The sequence below is a fragment of the Paraburkholderia saeva genome (assembly GCF_907164555.1).
In the GTDB taxonomy this organism is placed as follows: Bacteria; Pseudomonadota; Gammaproteobacteria; order Burkholderiales; family Burkholderiaceae; genus Paraburkholderia; species Paraburkholderia saeva.
Genome location: NZ_CAJQZC010000001.1, coordinates 36203 through 60906, shown reverse-complemented (window position 1 = coordinate 60906; position 24704 = coordinate 36203). Strand labels below are relative to the sequence as shown.

Below are 24704 nucleotides of genomic sequence, written 5' to 3'. Positions count from 1 at the left end.
GAGTGGAGTGAGGAGTATGAAATCGACGAGTCGCCTGGTAGCCGCGATCTTGGTCGCGGGTTCGCTGGTCATGACAGGCTGCGCGTACAACAGCAGTTCGGCCGACGTCTACACGGCGTCTCAGGCGCAACGTGAAGAGACGGTGCGCATGGGCACCGTCGACAGCGTGCGCGCCGTGAAGATCAGCTCGAACAACGGCCAGCCGAGCGGCCTCGGGGCGATCGGCGGTGGCGCGCTTGGCGCCGTAGCCGGCAGCCAGATCGGCGGCGGTACGGGCTCGATCCTGACCGGCATCGTCGGCGGTATTGTCGGTGCGGTGGCGGGCAACGCGGTAGAAAACGGCACGGCAGTTCGCGACGGCGTCGAAATTACCGTGATGCTCGACAACGGCGATCTGCGTGCGATTACACAAACCGCCACGGGCGAGATCTTTCGCGCCGGCGAACGCGTGCGTCTGCTGTCGAGCGGCGGCGTGACGCGCGTCACGCACTGACAGGCAAGGTGATCCGCCTGCCCTGAACCAGCCTTCCTGAGCCGCGTCGGCCGTGAGGTCGATGTAGCAATCTGATGCGCATGCCTCTACCGTGCATGCGCTTTTTTTCGTCCCTTGAAAGGGTGCGCCGATCGCGCTGCATAACAGCCAGACGAAAAAAATCCCGCCACCAGCAAGCCGGTGACGGGACGGTGATTGGGTCCTGTTCTACCCAATCATCGGACACATCGCGATGTGCCTGATTACTGCTTCAGCGTCTTACGGACGGCTGCCGGTCGGAAACGGCCATGCTGCAGCCGGATTCAACGCCGTCTTCACCGTCGCAGCCGGTGCGCTCGATGCAGCCGTCGCAGCGGGAGCAGGGGCAGCCTTCTTCGAGACAGCCTTCTTCGCAGGGGCAGCCTTCTTGGCAGGGGCAGCCTTCTTGGCGGCAGCCTTCTTCGCAGGGGCAGCCTTCTTGGCAGCAGCCTTTTTCGCAGGCGCCTTTTTAGCAGCAGCCTTTTTCGCAGGCGCAGCCTTCTTCGCTGCAGCCTTCTTGGCCGGTGCTGCCTTCTTGGCAACCTTCTTCGCTGCAACCTTCTTCGCAGGCGCCTTCTTCGCAGCGGCCTTCTTCGCCGGTGCTGCCTTCTTCGCTGCAACCTTCTTCACTGCGACTTTCTTGGCAGCAACTTTCTTCGCTGCAACCTTCTTCGCCGGCGCTGCCTTCTTCGCTGCGACCTTCTTCACTGCGACTTTCTTCGCTGCAACCTTCTTCACTGCGACTTTCTTAACGGCTGCTTTCTTTGCCGGTGCAGCTTTCTTTGCAGCGACTTTCTTTGCCGGGGCCTTCTTGGCTGCGGCTTTTTTTGCAGTTGCCATCATTTTCTCCTTCAGGTTTTCAGATGAGAGTCAGTTCAAACAACACCCTTCGTCAAAACCCGCTTCCCGCGGACGCTTCTCAGGGCGCGCGCTACGAAGCGGGCTATTCATCGGCGTACGCAGGTGCAGCGCGCTTACGCTAATGAATGCGGTAAGGCGCACGGTGCCATTCAGCACCGCGCGCCAGATCTGGTCGGCGTCGGATTCCGACGCCGGCAATTGCTTGATCGAACCCCTGGCGTTTCGGCCAGCGGCTTTTTCCGGGGGGAAGTTTGCCCATCCCACTGAAGGGTTCGCAAAGTGCCTGTCATCGTTGTGGGCCATGGCCATCAAGGCACATGGCGCACCGGGCATGCTTTGCATCAGGCGTTCCTGCTCCTAACCTTATGTGCCACCGACGGCCATGAGCGGCCGGCGGCATCCCCATCAATTTCGTCTACGACACGACTCCCGGCTTATTCCCAGGAGAGCGCGCCGCCTGTCTGATATTCAATGACCCGCGTTTCGAAGAAGTTGCGTTCCTTCTTCAAGTCGATCATCTCGCTCATCCACGGGAACGGGTTTTCCTCGTTCGGGAACAGCGGATCGAGACCGATCTGCTGGCAACGGCGGTTGCAGATGAAGCGCAGATAGCTCTTGAACATCGACGCATTCAGGCCGAGCACCCCGCGCGGCATGGTGTCTTCTGCGTAGCGATATTCGAGATCGACAGCCTGCTTGAAGATTTCGCGGATTTCCGCGCGGAACTCAGCCGTCCACAGATGCGGGTTTTCGAGTTTGATCTGGTTGATGAGGTCGATGCCGAAATTGCAGTGCATCGATTCATCGCGCAGGATGTACTGGTACTGTTCCGCTGCGCCGGTCATCTTGTTCTGGCGGCCTAGTGCAAGAATCTGCGTGAAGCCGACATAGAAGAAGAGGCCTTCCATCACACAGGCGAACACGATCAGCGACTTCAGCAGTTTCTGGTCGGCTTCGAGCGTCCCGGTCTTGAAGGCCGGATCGGTCAGCGTGTGGATGAACGGAATCAGGAATTCGTCTTTCGCGCGGATCGAGTCGACTTCGTGATACGCATTGAAGATCTCGCCCTCGTCCAGGCCGAGCGATTCGACGATGTACTGGTAAGCGTGCGTGTGGATCGCCTCTTCGAACGCCTGGCGCAGCAGGAACTGGCGGCATTCGGGCGCCGTGATGTGGCGGTAGGTGCCCAGCACGATGTTGTTCGCGGCCAGCGAATCCGCTGTCACGAAGAAACCGAGGTTACGTTTGACGACGCGGCGTTCGTCTTCTGTCAGACCGTTCGGGTCTTTCCAGAGCGCGATGTCGCGGGACATGTTGATTTCCTGCGGCATCCAGTGGTTCGCGCAACCGGCCAGATACTTTTCCCATGCCCACTTGTACTTGAACGGCACCAGCTGGTTGACGTCAGTCTGGCCGTTGATGATGCGCTTGTCGGCGACATTCACGCGCGCTTCCGAGGTAGCGGCCGGCGCGGTTGCCGGAATGGTCGGCGCGGTTGCCTGAGCGGCAGCGGAAGCAGCATACGGAGCGACAGCGATGTCGTTCGCGAAGATGTCCTGAGCCGAGGGAGCCTGATGAGCGGCACGCGATGCAGCCTGCGTTCCGACGGCCGGTTCCGTAGCGTTGCGCATCGCATTCTGTTGCGAAGCACTCGCGGGAGTTACGGCAGTGATCTCGTCATCCCAGTTAAGCATAAATGTCACCATCAATTTAGAACGGTTTGTACCATCTTTTCGTTAGCGTTAAAAGAGTTCGCTCACGAAAAATCCTGTTTTCGATTCACGTTGCGACCTGCATACAACACTTTGTTCAACAGAGCGTGTCTGTCGCTTCATGCGAAGCGATCGAAGCATGTGATGCTGAAGGTCTTCGCTTCATCGAAAGCACCTCGTTTTGATGTCGCCTGAACGTCGCTTCGATGTCGCCTGCTGCGACTTCGAAGTCCCTTCGAAGAGACCGCACGTCGATCCTGAACTGAACATCGAACTGACGATCGTGAAGATCGTCGAGGTGCTTCTAATCTGTGTTGCCTGGCTTCGCGTTACCGCGCCGCGTCGTCTGTCTGGCTACGCGCTGCGTACAAAGTTCAGGGTTTTCTCGCAGACGTCGATCAGCGTCGACGATGTTGCGATGCGCAGAGCGCAATGCGCGTGACGCGAAGTGCGCCTGCTGCTATCTGATTACTGCTGTCTGACTACTACGCTTCATCGAATCGTTCTGTGAGCGGCAGTGGCATCACCACCACCGCTCACCCTGCTTCACAACCGGCTCACGCCGACCGCTGCTGCCTGATTACTGGCAGGCTTCGCACTCTTCGAAGCCCGGATCGCCCGGACGCATCATGCACACGGGGCCATCGGCTTCCGGTGCTGCTTCGACTGCAATCGCCGGCGCTGCCGCCGCTGCCTGCAGACCACCCGATGAAGCGCCGCCGCTCACGCCGAAGCCACCTGCTGCGCCGCCACCGACACCGCCCGCGCCGCCCGAGCTCTCACCGCCGCCCGAGCTCACCGCGTTCAGCGCGCCGTGCGCCACCGTCGACTTCTCGACGTGCGTCGCCGCCATCGTGCGGAGGTAGTACGTGGTCTTCAGACCGCGCAGCCATGCGAGCTTGTAGACCTCGTCGAGCTTCTTGCCCGACGCGCCCCCCATATAGATGTTCAGCGACTGCGCCTGGTCGATCCACTTCTGGCGACGCGACGCTGCTTCGACCAGCCACTTCGGATCGACTTCGAAGGCCGTCGCGTAGATCGCGCGCAGGTCGGCCGGGATACGGTCGATGCGCGAGAGCGTGCCGTCGAAGTACTTCAGGTCGGCGACCATCACTTCGTCCCACAGGCCGCGCGCCTTCAGGTCGCGAACCAGGTAGTCGTTGACCACCGTGAATTCGCCCGACAGGTTCGACTTCACATACAGGTTCTGGAACGTCGGTTCGATACAGGCCGACACGCCGATGATGTTCGAGATCGTCGCCGTCGGCGCGATCGCGACGCAGTTCGAGTTGCGCATGCCGTACGTTGCAATGCGGGAACGCAGCTCCGTCCAGTCCATCGATTCGCTCGAATCGACTTCGACATACCCGCCGCGTGCTTCGGCGAGCAGCTTCAGCGTGTCCTGCGGGAGGATGCCGCGATCCCACAGCGAGCCGCGGTAGCTCGAGTAACGGCCACGCTCTTCCGCCAGTTCCGTCGACGCGTAGTAAGCGTAGTAGCAGACCGCTTCCATCGACGTGTCGGCGAACTTCACCGCTTCTTCCGACGCGTACGGCGTGCGCAGCAGGTGCAGGCAGTCCTGGAAGCCCATGATGCCCATGCCGACCGGGCGGTGCTTCAGGTTCGAGTTACGCGCCTTGGCAACCGCGTAGTAGTTGATGTCGATCACGTTGTCGAGCATGCGCATCGCGACGCTGACCGTGCGTTTCAGCTTGTCGTGGTCGAGCACGAGCGTGCCGTCCGCCTGTTCCTTCAGGTGAGCGACGAGGTTCACCGAGCCCAGGTTGCAGACGGCGATTTCGGTGTCGCTGGTGTTCAGCGTGATTTCCGTGCACAGGTTCGACGAGTGCACGACGCCGACGTGCTGCTGCGGCGAACGGATGTTGCACGGATCCTTGAACGTGATCCACGGATGGCCGGTTTCGAACAGCATGCCGAGCATCTTGCGCCACAGTTGCGCCGCCGGGATCTTCTTGAACAGCTTGATCTCGCCGCGCGCGACCTTGTCTTCGTAAGCTGTGTAAGCCGTTTCGAACTCGGCACCGAACTTGTCGTGCAGATCCGGGCAGGTGGACGGCGAGAACAGCGTCCAGTCGCCGCCTTCGTGCACGCGCTTCATGAACAGGTCGGGAATCCAGTTCGCCGTGTTCATGTCGTGCGTACGGCGACGGTCGTCACCGGTGTTCTTGCGCAGCTCCAGGAATTCTTCGATGTCCAGATGCCACGATTCGAGGTACGCGCACACCGCGCCCTTGCGCTTGCCGCCCTGGTTCACAGCGACGGCCGTGTCGTTCACCACCTTCAGGAACGGCACCACGCCCTGCGACTTGCCGTTGGTGCCCTTGATGTGCGAGCCGAGCGCACGCACGCGCGTCCAGTCGTTACCCAGACCGCCTGCGAACTTCGACAGCAGCGCGTTTTCCTTCAGCGCCTCGTAGATGCCGTCCAGGTCGTCGTCGACCGTCGTCAGATAGCACGACGACAGTTGCGAGCGACGCGTGCCCGAGTTGAACAGCGTAGGCGTCGACGACATGAAGTCGAAGCTCGACAGCACGTTGTAGAACTCGATCGCGCGTGCTTCGCGGTCTACTTCGTTCAGCGCGAGACCCATCGAGACACGCATAAAGAATGCCTGCGGCATTTCGATACGCACGCCGTCGTGATGCAGGAAGTAGCGGTCGTACAGCGTTTGCAGACCGAGGTAGCCGAACTGCAGGTCGCGGCTGTTGTCGAGCGCAGCGCCCAGACGCTTCAGGTCGTACTGCATCAGCTTGTCGTCGAGCAGTTCAGCCTGCACGCCGCGCTTGATGAACTGCGGGAAGTATTCGGCGTAGCGGTCGGCCATTTCCGACTGCGTGACTTCTTCGTTGAGAATTTCGCGGCGAATCGTGTGCAGCAGGATGCGTGCGGTGACCTGGCTGTATGCCGGGTCCTTTTCGATCATCGTGCGTGCGGCGAGAATGGCCGAGTCGTAGACCTGGCTCATCGGCACGCCGTCGTACAGGTTCTTCACCGTCTCCGCGACGATCGGCTCGGCGCTCACGGCGTCGCCCAGGTTCGCGCAGGCGGATTCGATGATGCCGCGCAGTGCAGCCATGTCGAGCGGACGCGTCACGCCGCCGTCGACGACATTCAGGCCCGGCGAACCGGCTTCTGCTTCCGGCTGGTGGCTGCGTTCCTGCGTGCGCTTCTCGCGATACAGCACGTAGGCACGCGCGACGTTGTGCTCGCCGCCGCGCATCAGCGCGAGTTCGACCTGATCCTGGATGTCTTCGATATGGAACGTGCCGCCGTTCGGACGGCTGCGCAGCAGCGCGCGCACGACGCTCTGCGTCAGCTGTTCGACCAGCTCGCGCACACGTGCCGACGCCGCGCCCTGACCACCGTTGACAGCGAGGAACGCCTTCGTGACCGCGATCGCGATCTTCGAAGGCTCGAACGACACGACGCTGCCGTTACGACGGATCACCTTGTAGTCGGCGAAGGTTGCCTGCGGCGCGAGCGCCTGGCCTGCCTGTGCCTGTCCACCGAACGGTTGGCCAGTGGGTGAGCCCTCATACCGGGTCGTCACGTTGTCGGTCGTTTGCATGTGCAAAGCTCCTGGTCTGGAATGGTGCGGAGATAACCGCGGATTAGTACGATCGCTGCGACGTGGATACAACCGGCGCGAGCGTAAGGATGCGGAGAGTGGGCCAGCGAGGTCTGCTGACCGGATGCGACACGGCGGACTGGACGATAGTCTTCATCATGCGAGTCGCGATCACTGGCTGCGCCCTTTCCCCGAAGTTGCCGGTGCAGCCGCTCTCGTCGGCACACACCAGTCGAATGTTTTTTTCAACGCCTGGAATGCATGCGGCGCCTTGCTCGTAAAGCGGGGCGCCGCCAGATCACCACAACATCTAGTTCGGAAATCGATTCCTTACACAAAGTATAGTGGAACTTCCCGGCATCTCAAATTATTTTATTTGCCGCCGAGCGCTTGACTTTTCATATGCCCAAGCCGGGCGGGACCGCGCGGAAAGCAAGGCGCTGCAACGATTTGCGATGCATCGAAGGAAGCAGTGCGCGATGCTTTACGACGCGGCGGCGAGGGGGAGATAGGGGAAATACCGAGCAGGCAACGCGCTGTCGTGTTGAAGGCGTTGCCACTCGAAGTGAGGACCGGGATCGGTCTTGCGGCCCGGTGCGATGTCGGCATGACCCGCGAGCGCTTCGACCGGATAGTGTGCGGCGAGCGTCTTCACGAGCGCGCCCAGCGTTTCGTATTGTGCTGGTTCGAACGCGGCGGCGTCGCTGCCTTCGAGTTCGATGCCAATCGAGAAGTCATTGCAGCGTTCACGGCCGAAGAAGTTCGACGCGCCCGCGTGCCATGCGCGGGCGTCGCACGATACATATTGTTCGAGCGCGCCGTCGCGGCGGATCACGAAATGCGCGGACACCTTCACGCCGCGCAGATGCGAGTCGTAATAGGGATGCGCGTCGCAGTCGAGGCGGTTCTGGAACAGCTCGGTGATTGCCGTGCCACCGAATTCGCCAGGTGGCAGGCTGATGTTGTGGACGACGACGAGCGTCGGCCGCGCGCCGTCAGGGCGCGCCTCGAAATTGGGCGAAGGAAGTTTGAGCGCAGCGGGAACCCAGCCGTCGGCGTCGACGGTGAAGTCGACGCTCATCGCGCGTCGCGCCCGCTCGGGCGCGCGGCGTGGCGATGCGCGTGATCGGCGCTGCAGAACGGCTGGCCGGCAACGACCACCGAGTCGCTCTTCGGCGCATGCACGCCGCACTCGGCGCAGCGGATCATCGGCTCGGCGAGTTGCGCCGCTTTGGACGCGCGCTGCGCGTCGCCTGCGGCAGGTCCCGACGACGCCGAACCCGTGCGCGCGGACGCCTTCGACTCAGCGCGACGCACCGCCTTGACGAGCCAGTTACCGACGATGAAGAGAAGAATCAGCAGAAAAATTTGTCGCATGATGACGCTCAGACCACAGGGCGGTGCAGCAGCACCTCGAATACGAAACGGCTGCCGACGTACGCGAGCAGTAACGCCGCGAACGAAGCCAGCACCCAGCGCAATGCCGCACGGCCGCGCCAGCCGGACACCCGGCGGGCGGTAAGCAGCGCGCCGAACATCACCCACGAAAGAATTGCGAACACTGTTTTGTGATCCAGCCTGAGCGGCCGATCCACCAGCTGCTCGCTAAACAGGATGCCGGAGATCAGCGTCAGCGTCAGCAGCACGAAGCCCGCGCCGATCAGACGGAACAGCAGCGTCTCCAGCGTGAGGAGCGGCGGCAGCGTGTCGAGCCAGCTCGACAGCCAGCCGTTGCCGGCAGCCGGATTCTGGCGCGCAAGCGCGCCGCCGCCGCGCATCGCATGCAGGCGGCGCTCCACCAGCAGCATCAGGACAGCGTGCAGCGCGGCGATCGCAAAGAGCCCATAGGCGACGTTCGCGATCAGAAAGTGCAGCTTGAAAAGCGGCGCCGCCGAGTACGGCAGCACGCGCACGCCGTTGAACGCGAGCGGCAGCAAGGAAGCGACGCACGCGAGCGGCAGCACCAGCAGACGCAGGCCGTCGAGCGGAAAGAAGAAGCTTTCGATCCAGTAAATGCCGGCGCCGAGCCAGAACATCGCCGAAAGCGCGAACGCGAAACCGAACACCATCGCGTTCTGCGGAAAGATGGTGGTGTGCAGCAGCACGCCGTGCGCGAGCAGCGCGACGAAAAGCAGCGCGCGGCCCGACGGGCTCATGCCCGACGCCGCCGACACATTCGACGCAACCGGGATCGACGGCACGCTCTCCAGCACCGGGCGCAGCGCGGTGTGCCGGTGCGAACGCCAGCCCGCGACGGCGAGACCGCCGTACAGGAGTGCAGTGAGGGCATACAGTACAATATCCATATTCGAAGTTTACACTAGGCCCTTGCCTCGCGACGTCTCTGGCTTCGCAATGCACCGGCCGCACTGCCCATCGCTCCCCATGCTCGACAATCTGACCCAACGGATGGCGCGCGTCGTCAAGACGCTGCGCGGCGAAGCCCGCCTTACCGAGGCGAACACCCAGGAAATGCTGCGCGAAGTCCGTCTCGCGCTGCTGGAGGCCGACGTGGCACTGCCCGTCGTGCGCGACTTCATCTCGAAGGTGAAGGAAAAGGCGCTCGGCGAAGAGGTGATCAGCAGCCTGTCGCCGGGCCAGGCGCTCGTGGGCGTGGTGCAGCGCGAGCTGACCGCGATCATCGGCGGCGACTACGAAGGCAAGGCGGTCGAACTGAATCTCGCCGTCACGCCGCCCGCCGTCATCCTGATGGCCGGCCTGCAGGGCGCCGGTAAAACGACGACCGTCGGCAAGCTCGCCAAACTGCTGCGTGAAAAGTACAAGAAGAAGGTCCTTACCGTTTCCTGCGACGTCTACCGCCCCGCCGCTATTGCGCAGCTGAAGACGGTGACAGAACAGGTCGGCGCGGATTTCTATCCGTCGGAACCTGACCAGAAGCCGGTCGACATCGCGCGCGGCGCCGTCGACTGGGCAAAGCGCCACTATCACGACGTGCTGATCGTCGATACGGCCGGCCGTCTCGGTATCGACGAAGCGATGATGCAGGAAATCGCCGCGCTTCACGCCACGCTGAAGCCGGCTGAAACGCTCTTCGTCGTCGATGCGATGCTCGGTCAGGATGCCGTGAACACCGCGAAGGCGTTCAACGACGCGCTGCCGCTCACCGGCGTCGTGCTCACGAAGCTCGACGGCGACTCGCGCGGCGGCGCGGCGCTGTCGGTGCGTCATGTGACGGGCAAGCCGATCAAGTTCGTCGGCGTCGCCGAAAAACTCGACGGCCTCGAAATCTTCTATCCGGATCGCATGGCGAACCGGATTCTCGGCATGGGCGACATTCTCGCGCTCGTCGAGGAAGCCCAACGCGGCGTCGACGTTCAGGCAGCGCAGAAGCTCGCCGACAAGGTCAAGAAAGGCGGCGACTTCGATCTGAACGATTTCCGCGCGCAACTTACGCAGATGAAGGGCATGGGCGGCCTGTCCTCCCTGATGGACAAGCTGCCGGCGCAGTTCCAGCAGGCCGCCGCCGGCGCCGACATGGGCCAGGCCGAAAAGCAGATGCGTCGCATGGAAGGGATCATCAATTCGATGACGCCGAAAGAGCGCGCGAAGCCCGAGCTGATCAAAGCGACGCGCAAACGCCGCATTGCAGCGGGCGCGGGTGTGCAGGTGCAGGAAGTCAACCGCATGCTGAACCAGTATGAACAGATGCGCACGATGATGAAGAAGCTGAAGGGCGGCAACCTGCAGAAAATGATGCGGGGCATGAAAGGCATGATGCCCGGCATGCGCTGATCACACCGGTTGCTGTACTGATTGCAGCCGCCGTCGTTCTCTCTCACACTATGTATACAGTCACCGCTCGCCAGACGTCATGAACCGCGAAGAAGCGCTCCACATTTTCAGCCACTCCGAAGAAATCGTTTCGGCCGCCGACGTCAACGCCTCGATCGGCGGCATGGCGGACGCCATCCGCGCCGAGATGGGCGAGGAATTCCCGCTTGTCCTTTCGGTGATGGGCGGCGCTGCGGTATTCACCGGCATGCTGCTGCCGCACCTCGACTTCCCGCTTGAGTTCGACTACATCCACCTCACGCGCTACCGCAACACCACCAAAGGTGGCAGCGAAATGCAGTGGCGCGTGGCGCCGGCGGAGTCGGTCAAGGACCGCGTCGTGCTCGTGCTCGACGACATCCTCGACGAAGGTGAGACGATGGCCGCGATCCGCGACCGCATTCTCGCGATGGGCGCAAAGCGCTTCATGAGCGCGGTGCTGTGCGAGAAGATCATTCCGAAGGCGAAGCCGCTGCACCCGGACTTCTGCGGCTTCGAAGTGCCGGACCGCTATGTGTTCGGCTGCGGAATGGACGCGAAGGGTTACTGGCGCAATCTGCCCACAATCCGGGCGTTGACCGAAGGCGCGTGACGTTCTGTTTGCATTTGCATTGACATTGGCAACAAAAAAGCGACCCTCGGGTCGCTTTTTTGTTGCCTGTCGTGCCTGCCTGCTAGCACGTTCCCACGTCAAAGCTGATGCACGAACGCGCGGATGCCACCGAGGATCATCTCCACCGAAATCGCGACCAGCACGAGACCCATCAGCCGTTCGAATGCCATCACGGTGCGCTCGCCGAGCCACGCCTGTATGCGCTCGGCCAGCACCAGCACGATCGCGCAGACGATCATCGTGACCGTGAGCGCGCCGATCCATTCGACCGTTTTGCCGGGCGCCTGCGACGTCAGCAGCATCACGGTCGCGAGCGCGGACGGACCGGCCAGCGCGGGAATCGCGAGCGGCACGATCAATGGTTCGCCGCCGCGCGCGTCGCCGCCGAACGGGCCGTCCGGATGCGGAAAAATCATCCGCAGCGCAATCAGGAACAGCACGATGCCGCCGCCGATCCGCAATGACAGATCGGTGAGACTCATCATGCGCAGAAATCGGTCGCCGACGACCATGAACACCAGCAGGATCACGAACGCGATCGCGACTTCGCGCAGGATGACCCTGATCCGCCGATGCGGCGCGACGCCCCGCAGGCAACCGATGAAAAGCGGAATGTTGCCGAGCGGGTCTGTGATCAGGATCAGCAGAACCGTGGCGGACAGGAAGTTGTACTCCACCGTCCGCTCCGGCTAGCCGGCCAGCGCTGCGCGAATCTTCTCCGTCACCGAGGCTGCAGCGCTTTCGGCCGGCAGCAGTGTCGCTTCCGTATCGCGACGGCCCTGATATTCGACCTTGCCTTCCTTCAGGCCGCGATCGCCAATCACGAGCCGGTGCGGCACGCCAATCAGTTCCCAGTCGGCGAACATCACGCCCGGGCGCTCGCCGCGATCGTCGAGAATCACATCGACGCCCGCTTCGACCAGTTCCGCATACAGGCGGTCGGCGTGCTCACGCACGGCGTCGCTGCGGTCGTAACCCATCGGGCACAGCACGACTTCGAACGGTGCAATCGATTCCGGCCAGATGATGCCCTTGTCGTCGAAATTCTGTTCGATGGCGGCGCCGAGAATACGCGTGATGCCGATGCCGTAGCAGCCCATTTCCATGTTCTGCGGCTTGCCGTTTTCGTCGAGGAACGTCGCGTTCATCGCTTCCGAATACTTCTTGCCCAGCTGGAACACGTGGCCGACTTCAATGCCACGGCAGATGTCGAGCACGCCCTTGCCGTCCGGCGAAGGATCGCCCTTCTGCACGTTGCGGATATCGGCGACGACCGGCTCCGGCAGATCACGGCCCCAGTTGACGCCCGTCGTGTGGAAATCGACTTCATTCGAACCGACGACGAAGTCGCTCATGTTCGCGACCGTCGAATCGGCGATCACCTTGACCGGCTTCTTCGTGCCGATCGGACCGAGGTAGCCCGGTGGCGTACCGAACCATTCGACGATTTCCGCTTCCGTCGCAAAACGGAAGTCGCCGAGACCCGGGATCTTGTTGACCTTGATCTCGTTCATTTCGTGGTCGCCCCGCAGCATCAGCAACCAGATGGTCGGCTCGGCGCCTTCGTTTTCGGTCGCGACGATGATCGACTTGATCGTGCGTTGCAGCGGAATGCTGAGGAACTCGGCGACCGACTCGCACTTCGCCTTGCCGGGCGTCGACGTCTTCGTCATTGCTTCGGTGGGCGCGGCGCGCTGCGCGATCAGCGGCAGCGCATCGGCCGCTTCGACGTTCGCGGCAAAATCCGACGTCGGGCAATAGGCGATTGCGTCTTCACCGGTATCGGCGATCACGTGGAATTCGTGCGAACCGCTGCCGCCGATCGAGCCGTTATCCGCCGCGACCGCGCGGAATTCGAGACCGAGGCGCGTAAAGATGCGCACGTATGCGTCGTACATCTTGCGATACGACTCGCGCAGGCCGTCCATGTCCTTATCGAACGAGTACGCGTCCTTCATGATGAATTCGCGGCCACGCATCACACCGAAGCGCGGACGGATTTCGTCGCGGAACTTCGTCTGCACCTGATAGAAGTTGACCGGCAACTGACGATAGCTCTTGATCTGGTTGCGCGCGATGTCGGTGACGACTTCCTCGTGCGTCGGACCCATCACGAAATCGTTCTGCTTGCGATCCTTGAAACGCAGCAGTTCCGGACCGTACTTTACCCAGCGCCCCGATTCCTGCCACAGCTCGGCCGGCTGCACGGCCGGCATCAGGAGCTCGATCGCGCCCGCGCGGTTCATTTCCTCGCGCACGATCGATTCCACCTTGCGGATCGAACGCAGGCCGATCGGCAGATAGTTGTAAATGCCGCCAGCAACGCGACGGATCATGCCGGCGCGCACCATCAGCTTGTGGCTGACGATTTCTGCGTCAGAAGGAGCTTCCTTCAGGGTGCCGATAAAGAAACGGGAGGCTTTCATTCAGAATTTTTCCAAAAACGGCGGCACAATCTGAGCCGTCCAAAAAGATAAAACGGGGATTCGCGGACCCTTTGCGACGTTCAGCCGGCGCGGCGGCGGCTTGCGCAGCGGTCCGGCCAATCATGGCCCGACTGACCCACAGGGCCTGATCCGGAAGACTACCTCGACGACGCCCTTTTGCGGCGAATCGTTCCATTCTGGTGCGATCCGGTGCGTCAGGTCCGTTATCTGTTTATAATCAAAGCAATTTTAAAGGATTCGAAGGTGGTTGTATGCTGGATCGTGAAGGCTTTCGCCCGAACGTCGGCATCATCCTCTTGAACGCGCACAACGAGGTGTTTTGGGGCAAACGGCTCCGTGAACATTCCTGGCAGTTTCCGCAAGGGGGCATCAAGTATGGTGAAACCCCCGTGCAAGCGATGTATCGGGAGTTACACGAAGAAACCGGCCTGCTTCCGGAACACGTCAAGATCATCGGTCGCACGCGCGACTGGTTGCGTTACGAGGTGCCGGACAAGTTCATCAAGCGTGAAGTCCGTGGTCATTACCGCGGCCAGAAACAGATCTGGTTTCTGCTTCGAATGGTGGGGCGCGATTGCGATATTTGCCTGCGCGCCTGCGACCATCCGGAGTTCGATGCCTGGCGCTGGAACGAGTACTGGGTGCCTCTTGACTGTGTGATCGAGTTCAAGCGGGATGTGTATCAGTTGGCGTTGACGGAGCTGTCGCGTTTTCTGCGTCGTACGGCGCCGCGCGGGGAGAAACCGGCCGGGCATCATGGGCCGCGTTATCCCCGGGTGGTCAGCACGATGGCGGCGGAAAGCGCGTCACTCGAATCGTCAGGGTCGCTGATGACGGTCGAGACGTCGATTCGCACGACGATCGAAACGGATTGCGGGGATGTCGAAACCTCCGAAATCCGTTCGTCGACGCTCGTGCGCGATTGAACCCTGTGCGGCTGTTCATGCTGCATCTGCCGGTGCGGCATGGGACATGCTGCGCCGGCGTTTCGAGGAAATCATATTGAAAGCTTCAATTTTCGCCGTGGCGTGTCTCGCCACGGGTGCCTTGCTGGCTGGCTGCTCCAGCACGCCTTCCAACAAGGACGACAGCGCGTTCCAGTATCTGCTCGACAAGCCTTCCAACTGGGTTGAAAACAAGGTCGACGCATTGCCGCCGCTGCCACAGCAAGCCAACCTGCTGCCGTTCGACGTGTCACAGAATACGCCGCTGCATTTTTCGCTGGATTCGAAGTCGGTGACCGTAGGTACCGACGGCGTCGTGCGATACACCGTCGTGATTACAAGCCCGAGCGGCGCGCGTAACGTGAACTACGAAGGTATCCGCTGCGACACGTACGAATGGCGTCTGTATGCGGGCCTCGACGCTGATCACAGTGACTGGGACCGCACCGTCGAAAACGCATTCTCCCGCATCGAAAACGGCGAACTGAATGCCTATCACGCGGCGCTTTACCAGGATTATTTCTGCGCGAACAAGATTCCGGTCGCCAACGCGCAACGGATCGTCGAAAACGTCAAGTTTCACCGGACGCAGAGCGTGTTGATCCGCTAGATATCGTTGGGCGCCGCTGCCGGGTTTTCGTGCCGGCGCAACGACCCGAGGCAGGACGTTACGAAAAAAGCCGCTCCCAGGAGCGGCTTTTTTTCGTACTGCCTGAGGTCACCCTGCGGACAGGCCGTTAAACCAGCACGAGGTTGTCCCGGTGGATCAACTCTGGTTCAAGCATGTACCCGAGTACCGACTCGATATCGCTGCTGGGGCGCCGCTGAATCAGCTTTGCTTCTGCGCTGCTGTAGTTGGTCAGGCCGCGCGCGACCTCGCGACCCGCAGCATTCAGACACGCGATGACCTCGCCGCGCGCAAATACACCCTGCACGCCAACAACACCGATGGGCAAAAGGCTTTTGCCACCTGCGGTCAGCTTCTCGACGGCGCCATCATCGATGACGACGTGACCGCGCACCTGCAAGTGGTCCGCCATCCATTGCTTGCGCGCGGCGATTCGCGCGGTACGCGCGATCAGTTGCGTGCCGATTGCCTCGCCTGAAGCGAGCCGCACCAGAACGTCCGGTTCGCGTCCGCTCGCGATGACCGTGTTCGCACCGCTGTGTGCCGCGCGTTTCGCGGCGAGAATCTTGGTCAGCATGCCGCCACGGCCGATACTCGACCCCGCGCCGCCCGCCATCGCCTCGAGTTCTGGCGCGCCGGCATCCGCCTGCTCGACGAGCTTTGCCGCCGGATCCTTACGCGGATCCGCGGTGTAAAGGCCCTGTTGGTCAGTCAGAATCACCAGCGCATCGCCTTCTATGAGATTCGCGACCAGCGCGCCGAGCGTGTCGTTGTCGCCGAACTTGATTTCGTCGGTGATGACCGTGTCGTTCTCATTGATGATCGGCACGACGCCAAGGCGCAGGAGTGTGAGCAGCGTCGAGCGTGCGTTCAGATAGCGTTCACGATCGGCCAGATCGGCATGCGTGAGCAGAATCTGCGCGGTACGGATCGCATGTTCGGCAAAGCGGCTTTCATACACCTGCGCGAGCCCCATTTGACCAACAGCCGCTGCCGCCTGCAATTCGTCGATCTCGCGCGGACGCTTCGTCCAGCCGAGCCGCTGCATACCCTCAGCGATCGCGCCCGAGCTGACAAGGACGACTTCCTTGCCCTGTTCACGCAACGCCGCGATCTGGGCCGCCCAGCGACCGATCGCCGCATGATCGAGCCCACGCCCGTCGTTTGTGACGAGGCTCGAACCGACTTTCACAACCAGACGCCTGGAATCGGCGATGACGGAACGCATTGTGCGCGGTCTCCCAAGAGAATGCGTGAGGCCTGCCCGCACGCCCGCTTTCACGGAGCGTGCAGACCTTCAAACGACGGGTGGCTATTCTTGCGGCTGGACTGCTTCGGCGCCAGCATCACCTGCCGGTTTTTCGCGGAAGCGGACGTCAGCGGCCAGATCTTCGGCCTCAGCAGCGCGCTGGGCGTCAGAATGGGCCGCGATGTGGTCGTAGATGGCGTAAATCAGACTCTCGCAACCCTGACCCGTCAACGCGGAAATTTCGTAGACCGGGCCATTCCATTCATAGCGCTTAAGGAAATCGGCGACCCGCTCCGCGCGCTCCTCGTCCGGCACCATGTCGAGCTTGTTCAGCACGAGCCAGCGCGGCTTGTCGTAGAGTGACTCATCGTATTTGCGCAGTTCGTTGACGATCGCGCGCGCCTCAGCGACGGGATCGACCGCATCGTCAAATGGTGCGAGGTCGACGATATGCAGCAACAACCCTGTGCGTTGCAGATGTCGCAGGAACTGATGGCCGAGGCCCGCGCCTTCGGCTGCGCCCTCAATCAGGCCGGGAATATCGGCAATGACAAAACTGCGGCTCGGCCCGACACGTACAACGCCCAGATTCGGTGCCAGCGTCGTGAACGGATAGTCTGCGATCTTCGGTTTTGCATTCGACACCGAGGAGATAAACGTCGACTTGCCGGCGTTCGGCATGCCAAGCAGACCAACATCCGCCAGCACCTTCAGTTCAAGGCGCACCATGCGACGCTCGCCCGGCTTGCCGTCAGTCTTCTGACGCGGCGCGCGGTTCGTGCTCGACTTGAAGTGAAGATTGCCGAGGCCGCCCGAACCGCCTGCGGCGATTTGAACCGACTGGTTATGTTCGGTCAGGTCGGCGATCAGCTCGCCGGTTTCCATATCGAGAATAGTCGTGCCGACCGGCATGCGCAGCGTGATATCGTCGCCGCCCTTGCCGTAGCAGTCCGAGCCGCGACCATTTTCGCCGTTGCGCGCCTGATGCTTCTTCGCGTATCGGTAGTCGATCAGCGTGTTGATGTTGCGGTCCGCTACTGCGTACACGCTACCGCCGCGGCCACCGTCGCCACCGTCGGGGCCACCGAATGGGACAAACTTCTCGCGGCGCATCGACGCGCTGCCATCCCCTCCGTCGCCGGCGATGACTTCAATCCTCGCTTCGTCAATGAACTTCATGAGTAACTCCGTCCCGTGTTTAATGCCATTTTGCCGCGACTGTCGCGCGTTGACCAATCATCCGGATGGCCAAATACCCGCGCACGCGGCAATAAAAAAAGCCCCGCTAACTTCGCGGGGCCTTTGTTCCGGTCCTGAAGCCCGTGCCTGAATAAACTCAGGCTGCTGCCGGGACTACGTTGACCAGATGCTTCCTGTCGGCGCCTTTCGTCGTGAACTTGACGTGGCCGTCCGTCAGCGCGAACAAGGTGTGATCCTTGCCGATACCGACGTTTTCACCCGGGTGCATACGCGTGCCGCGTTGACGCACGATGATGCCGCCAGCGTTGATGGCCTGACCGCCGTACACTTTCACGCCAAGTCGTTTCGACTCGGAGTCGCGGCCGTTCCGGGACGATCCGCCTGCCTTTTTGTGTGCCATTTGTTAGCTCCTTGACCGGTGCGCTTACGCGTTGATAGCGTCGATGCGCAGTTCGGTGTAGTTCTGGCGGTGGCCGCCATGCTTCTGGTAGTGCTTCCGGCGACGCATCTTGAAGATGGTCACTTTTGCGTGACGACCCTGGGACACGACGGTAGCCTTGACGGAAGCCCCACTGACCAGCGGCGTACCGAACTTAATCGATTCGCCTTCGCCCACTGCGAGAACCTGGTCGAGCGTGATTTCAGCGTCAATGTCTGCCGGTATCTGTTCTACTTTAAGTTTTTCGCCGACAGCAACCTTATACTGCTTGCCGCCGGTTTTTATGACCGCGTACATTGAGAACCTCACTCTGTATTCATTTTCCCCACGCACCACGCGCGGAAACCCGTGATTATACATAGAGTTAGCGGCACAGTCAAAAGCAGTTGACTTCCCCGGGAAGGCCGCTCGGGACTGGCCGGATGGCCATTCCTGCAGCGATCTCGCAGGCTGCGGCGCGGAATGGCCGCGATTCGCCTTATAATTCGCGGCACTACCCCTTTTCGCCATCATGTCGTCGACTGCCACCCCCTCCCCCAACGCCGCCAGCCTCCTCGCTCCGATCGCCGAAGACATGCAGCAGGTGAACCGCGTTATCCGGCACCGTCTGGCGTCGGAGGTGATGCTGATCAACCAGATCTCCGAGTACATCATCAGTGCCGGCGGGAAACGGCTGCGTCCAGCGCTGCTGCTGCTCGTCGCCGGCGCGCTGGGCGAAACGACGGGGCACCGGCACGAACTGGCGGCAGTCGTGGAATTCATCCATACGGCCACGCTGCTCCATGACGACGTGGTCGACGAATCGGATCTGCGCCGCGGCCGCCAGACGGCGAACGCCCTGTTTGGCAACGCGGCGAGCGTGCTGGTGGGCGACTTCCTGTATTCGCGCTCGTTCCAGATGATGGTTGGCGTCGGCAAGATGCGCGTAATGGAAATCCTGTCCGAGGCGACGAACATCATCTCGGAAGGCGAGGTGCTGCAACTTCTGAACATGCACGACGCCGACGTGGACGAAGCCCGCTACATGCAGGTGATCCGCTACAAGACAGCGAAACTGTTCGAGGCCGCGGCACAACTCGGCGCAGTGCTTGCTGGCGCGGATGCGACGATCGAAGCGGCATCGGCGGAATTCGGCCGGCGTATCGGCACAGCCTTCCAGATCATGGACGACTGGCTCGACTACACGGGCACCGCTGAATCGATGGGCAAGAACGCCGGCGACGATCTGCGCGAAGGCAAACCAACGCTGCCGCTCATCTATCTGATCGAGTGCGGTACGCCCGAACAGTCGGCGCTCGCACGCGAGGCCATCGAACAGGGGGGCACCGACCGCTTCGAAACCATTTTCGAGGCGATCACGCGCTCAGGAGCTCTGGATCACACGCTTGAGTGCGCCAAGCAGGAGGCACAGGCGGCCGCCGCAGCAATTTCTTCGTTTCCGGATTCCATTTACAAAGAAAGCCTGCTAGAATTATGTTCTTACTCGACGGCAAGACAGTCTTGAACAAGACTGAAATGCAGCAGTAGTCCAAGTAATACCAATTCGGGGTGTAGCTTAGCCTGGTAGAGCGCTACGTTCGGGACGTAGAGGCCGGAGGTTCGAATCCTCTCACCCCGACCAGAATCTGAAAAAACCGCGCAAACGCGCGGTTTTTTTTCGCCTTCAGGTTTCGAGCCGCGGTGCACGCGTCCTATGCCATCCGGCCAGACGGGCATCAGCTGCACCCTCTGCTATATTTCTCTCCATCCCCCTTTTCCTCTACTTCGCGACGCGTGGACCAAATTCCCTTATGGGCGCAAATCAGCGCCGTCTTTGTGCTGCTCATCTGCTCAAGTTTCTTTTCCATATCCGAAACGGCGATGATGGCGCTGAACCGTCACCGCCTGAAGCACCTCGCCACACAGGGCACGCTCGGCGCCAAAACCACGCAGATGCTGCTCACGCACACGGACCAGTTGCTGAGCGTGATCCTGATCGGCAATAACCTGCTGAACACGATCATCCCTGTACTGACGACGTCCATCGCGCTGCATACGTTCGGGCATGACAACGTCGTGCTGTCGATCGCGACCGGCATCGTCGCGTTTCTGATCATCGTGTTCGCGGAGATCACACCGAAGATCGTCGGCGCGACGTTCCCGGAAAAAATCGCGCTGCCCGCCAGCCTGCTGATCGCGCCCATGATGCGCATCGCGCGGCCGCTGGTGTGGTTTGTCAATCTCTTCGCGACCGGCATCCTGCGCCTGTTGCACATTAATACCAAGGGCGGCCGTGACCAGCGTCTGTCAACGGAAGAACTGCGCACCATCGTGCTCGAGTCCGGCAGTTTCATGCCGACCAAGCACCGTAGCATCCTGCTCAACCTGTTCGACCTCGAAAACATTTCCGTCGACGACGTAATGATTCCGCGCCGCCGGATCGAGGCGCTCGACTTCGATGCGCCGTTCGAACAGATCCTGCATCAGCTCGAAACCTGCTATCACAACAAGCTGATCGTGTACCAGGGCGATATCGACCGGGTGCTTGGCGTGCTGCACGTCAGAAAAACGCTCGCCGCCCTTCACAACCAGGAGCTGGAGCGCGAGACGTTGCGCGAGCTGCTCACAGAACCCTACTTCGTGCCGACGGGCACGCCCGTGTTCCAGCAGCTTCAGTATTTCCAGGAAAGCCGGCAGCGCACGGCGCTCGTCGTCAACGAATATGGCGAGCTCGAAGGCCTCGTCACGCCGGAAGACATCATCGAAGAGCTGATCGGCGAATTCACGACATCCATTCCGCGAAGCGCCAGTTCGCGCGGCGGCTGGGATGACAACGGCGAATGCATCGTGACGGGTGGCATGCCCCTGCGTGAGCTGAACCGCTGGCTACAACTCACACTCCCTACCGACGGCCCGAAAACGCTTAACGGCCTGATCCTCGAAATGCTCGAAGAAATTCCGGAAGGCGACGTATGCGTTCGCATCGGCGAGGTGAAACTCGAAGTGCTGCGAAGCGACGATCAGGCAATTCGCACGGTCAAGATCTTCCGCCCGGCTACGCGCACGGGCACGAAACTCAAGAAGGCTGCGCGAGACTAGCCATCCGGCCGGCTGGTGCGCAAAGCGAGCTGCGACGATGATGAGGTCATCGCATTTTGCAGGCGGCCTCAAGCCGGATTCCGATGCACTCTCTTACTTCTCGCACCGCCCCTTCCACGGCGTCACGCACTGCCGCTCACGATGGTGACGCTGCGCCTCTTCATGGTCAGTCAGCGGCTCGTACGGTTACGCACCCTGTGTCGCGCGCGTTCAACGGCGTCGGGACCGCACAGGCCCCCAGCAGATTGCGACACGATGCGGATGTACCCGTCGATCCGGATTCCGACACCACGCCTGCTGTGCGATTACTGACCGACACGCTGATAGAAGCAGCGAACAGGAATGCCTCCGATCTGCATATCGAACCCGGTGAACATGACTGGCGGATCCGTCTGCGTATCGATGGCGTGCTGCATGAGATCGCGCGCCCGCCCGCGCATCTGCGCGATGCGTTCATCACCCGCGTGAAGGTGCTTGCCAGAATGGACATTGCCGAGCGACGCATCCCGCAAGACGGGCGTTTGCGGCTCGCAGCCGTGGCGGGGCGCACCGGGGACTATCGCGTCAACTCGCTGCCCACGCTGCATGGCGAAAAACTCGTGCTGCGTCGCCTCGAAACGCTGCCCGCACAACTCTCGCTCGACGCGCTCGGGCTCGACTCCATCCAGCGCGATGCGGTCAAAGCTGCGATTCGTGCCCCGCACGGGCTGATGCTCGTCACCGGGCCGACGGGCAGCGGCAAGACGCTCTCGTTGTACTGCTTCCTGCAAATGCTGAACGCCGAATCTCGCAATCTGTGCTCGGTCGAAGACCCGTCAGAAATCCAGATGGCGGGCATCAACCAGGTCAGCGTCCGCGAAAAAGCCGGGCTCACGTTCGCCGTCGCGCTGCGTGCGTTCCTGCGTCAGGATCCGGACGTCATCATGGTGGGCGAAATCCGCGACGAAGAAACGGCGGACGTCGCCGTCAAGGCCGCGCAGACCGGCCACCTTGTGCTCTCGACGCTGCACACGAACGACGCACCGGCCGCTGTCGCCCGGCTGATGGACATCGGCGTCGCGCCTTATAACCTGGCAGCGGCGCTACGCGTGGTGACCGCACAGCGTCTCGTGCGGCGACTATGCGTGGCATGCCGTGTACCGGCGAACGAATCAGGCGCCGCGCTTCGCGCAGCAGGCGTTCCGGAAGCGCATCTCGACGGCTGGCATCCGTACACACCAAAAGGCTGCATCGCATGTCACGGCGTGGGTTATCGCGGACGGATCGGTGTGCATCAGGTGATGCCGGTTTCGGACGCCATGCGCGAGTTGATCGTTGCGCGCGCGGGCACGCTTGCAATTGCGAAACAGGCGCAGGCCGAACATGTCGGCACGCTTCGCGAAGCAGCACTTGCCCGTGTAAGAGACGGCACAACAAGCCTCGCCGAAGCCATGGCAGCAACGGAGGTTGCATGAACATGCCCCCACCTCCGTTACACGTTTCGTCGCCCGACGTGCGCTTTGCGTGGCACGCCGTGGACTCGAACGGCGTCAGACGTCGCGGCACACTGATCGCGCCGGATCCAGCCGTCGCCCGCGCACAACTCAAACGCGACAACCTCTTCGTCTACGAACTCGACGCGCGTGGGCAGGCACCGCGACCGAAGGCACGCGCCGCCGAAGTCACGTTGTTTACCCGACAACTTTCAAGCCTTCTACGCGCGGGGCTGCCGCTCGCACCCGCACTCGACGTGCTGGCGCAGTCGCCGGCGCGCCGTGGCCGGGAGGGCATGCCGCGCATCGTCGGCGCGCTGGCGCGCGACATCACCGCAGGCCTGCGCTTCTCCGCCGCGCTTGAAAGGCATCCCGCGCAATTCGGCGCGCTGTACTGTCAGCTGGTCGGAGTCGGCGAAGCAACCGGCGCGCTCGCTTCGGTTCTCGCGCGCATCGCAGATGACCGTGAGCGTGCCGCCGCACAACGGGCAAAGGTCAGGGCCGCGCTCACCTACCCAGTCGCGATCCTGCTGCTCGCGCTTGCCATCACCGCGGCACTCCTCGTATGGGTCGTGCCGACGTTTCAGCAGATCTTCGACGGCTTCGGCGCAAAACTGCCCGTACCCACGCAGTTCGTAATTGCGCTTTCGTCGGCCGCCGCACGCTGGAGCGTGCCCGCACTCGTATGCGTCGTCGGGGCGAGCTTCGCCATCGCGCACGTGTTACGCCGCTCGGACAAGGCGCGCATTTCATTCGCACGCCTGACGCTGAAACTGCCAATCGCCGGACCGCTACTGACAACGCTGTGCTCGGCGCGCTGGAGTCGCGCGCTCGGCACACTGCTCTCCGCCGGTACGCCGTTATCGGACGCCTTCGATTCCCTGACGCACGCTACTGGCAACGCTTACGTCGATCGCGAGACCGGCAATATAGCGCTCCGGCTGCGTCGCGGGGAGCGTCTCGCCGCCGCCATGCAGACCGCAGGCTGCTTTCCGCCGGAAATCGTTCAACCCGTCGCCGTCGCCGAGGAATCGGGCGCGCTGGATGCGATGCTGATCGACGTCGCGTCACTCTGCGACCGGCAGGTCGATGAAAAGATCGGCACACTCGCGAGTCTCTGTGAGCCACTTGTCATCATGGTGCTGGGCATACTCGTCGGTGGTCTCGTCATCGCGATGTATCTTCCCATCATTCAACTCGGCAACGTGGTGTAGCATCGCAGCCGAATCCAGTCATTCAACCATGCGCGCGATAACAAACCTGACCGACTCCCCTTTTGGCGGCCCGCTGGGCTATTACACAGCCAGCGTCACCGCAGCGTTCAGCGCTCTGCCCGTCAGCGCGCAGATTGCATTCGCCATCGTATTTGGCCTCGTCATCGGCAGCTTCGTGAACGTGGTGGCATACCGGTTGCCGATCATGCTCGAGCGCGCCTGGCGCAATGAAGTCAGCGAGACGACCGGCCAGACGTTCGAAGGCGACACCCTTCCCGCGCGCTTTGACCTGTGGCTCCCTCGCAGCGCGTGCCCGCATTGCGGACATACGCTGAAGGCATGGGAAAACATTCCCGTCCTGAGCTATCTGCTGCTGCGCGGCCGTTGCTCGCATTGCCACACGCGTGTGAGCCTGCGCTATCCCGTGATCGAAATTGCGAGTGCTGCGCTTGCGGCCGGATCGCTCGTGACGTTCGGCGCGACAGGTACCGCGCTCGTTGCGTTCGGACTCTGTGCCACGCTTCTCGCGATGAGCGCCATCGACATCGATACGCACCTCTTGCCCGACTCAATGACGTTGCCACTTCTGTGGGCCGGCCTCATCATCAACTTCGAAAGCACGTTTTCCACGCTGCACGACGCGGTGCTCGGCGCGATCGCGGGCTACCTCACGCTGTGGTGCGTCCACTGGCTTTTCAAGCTGATACGTGGCATCGAGGGCATGGGCTATGGCGATTTCAAGCTGCTCGCAGCGCTCGGCGCGTGGCTCGGCTGGGCGTCGCTGCCGCAGATTGTCGTGATCGCCGCGGTAGCAGGCGCGGTCGTCGGATTGCTTGCAACGTGGCGTGGCCGGATGCGCTTCGAGGAGCCGTTGCCGTTCGGTCCGTTCCTCGCGGCCGGCGGCGCAATCACCTTGTTTCTCGGTACGCCGCTGTACCAGGTGTTGGGGAGCTGA

Annotated in this window: 24 protein-coding genes and 1 tRNA gene; 12 read left to right on the top strand and 13 right to left on the bottom strand. The window is 61.8% G+C overall.

Going from position 1 to position 24704, the window contains the following annotated elements:
• Positions 1-16: 16 nt before the first annotated feature.
• A complete protein-coding gene (locus tag LPA36_RS00275) occupies positions 17-493 on the top strand; it encodes an outer membrane lipoprotein (protein WP_228874131.1) in 477 nt (158 codons plus the stop codon).
• A gap of 258 nt (positions 494-751) precedes the next feature.
• On the opposite strand, the gene LPA36_RS00270 is transcribed toward LPA36_RS00275, so the two are convergent.
• From LPA36_RS00270 to LPA36_RS00260, 3 genes are all read right to left on the bottom strand, one after another.
• Positions 752-1351, bottom strand: a complete 600-nt coding sequence (locus LPA36_RS00270) for a histone H1-like DNA-binding protein (protein ID WP_228874858.1) — start codon at positions 1349-1351, stop codon at positions 752-754.
• A gap of 30 nt (positions 1352-1381) precedes the next feature.
• Positions 1382-1714 carry a hypothetical protein gene (locus LPA36_RS00265; protein WP_228874130.1) on the bottom strand — a complete coding sequence of 111 codons (333 nt, stop codon included), beginning with the start codon at positions 1712-1714 and terminating at the stop codon, positions 1382-1384.
• 92 nt (positions 1715-1806) lie between these two features.
• Entirely contained in the window at positions 1807-3066 is a 1260-nt protein-coding gene (locus tag LPA36_RS00260) for a ribonucleotide-diphosphate reductase subunit beta (protein ID WP_228874129.1), read from the bottom strand.
• Positions 3067-3268: 202 nt separating this feature from the next.
• On the opposite strand from LPA36_RS00260, the gene LPA36_RS00255 reads away from it, so the two are divergent.
• A complete protein-coding gene (locus LPA36_RS00255; protein WP_228874128.1) occupies positions 3269-3526 on the top strand; it encodes a hypothetical protein in 258 nt (85 codons plus the stop codon).
• Between the two features lie 138 nt (positions 3527-3664).
• Here the strand turns inward: LPA36_RS00255 and LPA36_RS00250 are convergent, their stop codons facing one another.
• From LPA36_RS00250 to LPA36_RS00235, 4 genes are all read right to left on the bottom strand, one after another.
• Complete coding sequence (locus LPA36_RS00250) at positions 3665-6673, bottom strand: ribonucleoside-diphosphate reductase subunit alpha (protein ID WP_228874127.1); 3009 nt, start codon at positions 6671-6673, stop codon at positions 3665-3667.
• Between the two features lie 484 nt (positions 6674-7157).
• Positions 7158-7754: a 1,6-anhydro-N-acetylmuramyl-L-alanine amidase AmpD gene (gene ampD / locus LPA36_RS00245; RefSeq protein ID WP_228874126.1), complete on the bottom strand. Its 597-nt coding sequence runs from the start codon at positions 7752-7754 to the stop codon at positions 7158-7160.
• Complete coding sequence (locus LPA36_RS00240) at positions 7751-8050, bottom strand: PP0621 family protein (RefSeq protein ID WP_228874125.1); 300 nt, start codon at positions 8048-8050, stop codon at positions 7751-7753. The genes ampD and LPA36_RS00240 overlap by 4 nt, the downstream gene beginning before the upstream one ends.
• Before the next feature lie 8 nt (positions 8051-8058).
• Positions 8059-8979: a cytochrome C assembly family protein gene (locus LPA36_RS00235; protein ID WP_228874124.1), complete on the bottom strand. Its 921-nt coding sequence runs from the start codon at positions 8977-8979 to the stop codon at positions 8059-8061.
• Between the two features lie 79 nt (positions 8980-9058).
• Between LPA36_RS00235 and ffh the strand changes: the two genes are divergently transcribed.
• Positions 9059-10426, top strand: coding sequence for a signal recognition particle protein (ffh, locus tag LPA36_RS00230; RefSeq protein WP_228874123.1), 1368 nt, complete (start codon positions 9059-9061; stop codon positions 10424-10426).
• 79 nt (positions 10427-10505) lie between these two features.
• Entirely contained in the window at positions 10506-11057 is a 552-nt protein-coding gene (locus LPA36_RS00225; protein WP_228874122.1) for a hypoxanthine-guanine phosphoribosyltransferase, read from the top strand.
• Between the two features lie 98 nt (positions 11058-11155).
• Here the strand turns inward: LPA36_RS00225 and LPA36_RS00220 are convergent, their stop codons facing one another.
• Positions 11156-11755, bottom strand: coding sequence for a MarC family protein (locus LPA36_RS00220; RefSeq protein WP_228874121.1), 600 nt, complete (start codon positions 11753-11755; stop codon positions 11156-11158).
• A gap of 12 nt (positions 11756-11767) precedes the next feature.
• On the bottom strand, positions 11768-13504 hold the full coding sequence (locus LPA36_RS00215; RefSeq protein ID WP_228874120.1) for a proline--tRNA ligase: 1737 nt from the start codon (positions 13502-13504) through the stop codon (positions 11768-11770).
• A 272-nt stretch (positions 13505-13776) separates the two neighbouring features.
• Here LPA36_RS00215 and LPA36_RS00210 point away from each other — a divergent pair, with 272 nt between their 5' ends.
• Positions 13777-14451 (top strand): RNA pyrophosphohydrolase, encoded by a 675-nt coding sequence (locus LPA36_RS00210; protein ID WP_228874857.1) that lies wholly within the window; start codon positions 13777-13779, stop codon positions 14449-14451.
• Between the two features lie 76 nt (positions 14452-14527).
• A complete protein-coding gene (locus tag LPA36_RS00205; protein ID WP_228874119.1) occupies positions 14528-15079 on the top strand; it encodes a CNP1-like family protein in 552 nt (183 codons plus the stop codon).
• 127 nt (positions 15080-15206) lie between these two features.
• Here the strand turns inward: LPA36_RS00205 and proB are convergent, their stop codons facing one another.
• The 4 genes from proB to rplU form a co-directional block, all read right to left on the bottom strand.
• Positions 15207-16325 carry a glutamate 5-kinase gene (gene proB / locus LPA36_RS00200; RefSeq protein ID WP_228874118.1) on the bottom strand — a complete coding sequence of 373 codons (1119 nt, stop codon included), beginning with the start codon at positions 16323-16325 and terminating at the stop codon, positions 15207-15209.
• 84 nt (positions 16326-16409) lie between these two features.
• Complete coding sequence (gene cgtA, locus LPA36_RS00195; protein ID WP_228874117.1) at positions 16410-17525, bottom strand: Obg family GTPase CgtA; 1116 nt, start codon at positions 17523-17525, stop codon at positions 16410-16412.
• A gap of 157 nt (positions 17526-17682) precedes the next feature.
• Entirely contained in the window at positions 17683-17946 is a 264-nt protein-coding gene (gene rpmA / locus LPA36_RS00190; RefSeq protein WP_228874116.1) for a 50S ribosomal protein L27, read from the bottom strand.
• A gap of 24 nt (positions 17947-17970) precedes the next feature.
• Positions 17971-18282, bottom strand: a complete 312-nt coding sequence (gene rplU / locus LPA36_RS00185) for a 50S ribosomal protein L21 (protein ID WP_007180329.1) — start codon at positions 18280-18282, stop codon at positions 17971-17973.
• Between the two features lie 214 nt (positions 18283-18496).
• On the opposite strand from rplU, the gene LPA36_RS00180 reads away from it, so the two are divergent.
• The 6 genes from LPA36_RS00180 to LPA36_RS00155 all read left to right on the top strand — a co-directional run bounded on the left by LPA36_RS00180 (position 18497) and on the right by LPA36_RS00155 (position 24704).
• Complete coding sequence (locus LPA36_RS00180) at positions 18497-19489, top strand: polyprenyl synthetase family protein (RefSeq protein ID WP_228874115.1); 993 nt, start codon at positions 18497-18499, stop codon at positions 19487-19489.
• A 40-nt stretch (positions 19490-19529) separates the two neighbouring features.
• Positions 19530-19606: transfer RNA gene (locus tag LPA36_RS00175), tRNA-Pro, on the top strand.
• A gap of 152 nt (positions 19607-19758) precedes the next feature.
• A complete protein-coding gene (locus LPA36_RS00170) occupies positions 19759-21063 on the top strand; it encodes an HlyC/CorC family transporter (RefSeq protein ID WP_228874114.1) in 1305 nt (434 codons plus the stop codon).
• 245 nt (positions 21064-21308) lie between these two features.
• A complete protein-coding gene (locus LPA36_RS00165) occupies positions 21309-22517 on the top strand; it encodes a GspE/PulE family protein (RefSeq protein WP_228874113.1) in 1209 nt (402 codons plus the stop codon).
• Positions 22514-23749 (top strand): type II secretion system F family protein, encoded by a 1236-nt coding sequence (locus tag LPA36_RS00160; RefSeq protein WP_228874112.1) that lies wholly within the window; start codon positions 22514-22516, stop codon positions 23747-23749. The genes LPA36_RS00165 and LPA36_RS00160 overlap by 4 nt, the downstream gene beginning before the upstream one ends.
• A 28-nt stretch (positions 23750-23777) precedes the next feature.
• Positions 23778-24704, top strand: coding sequence for a prepilin peptidase (locus LPA36_RS00155; protein WP_228874111.1), 927 nt, complete (start codon positions 23778-23780; stop codon positions 24702-24704).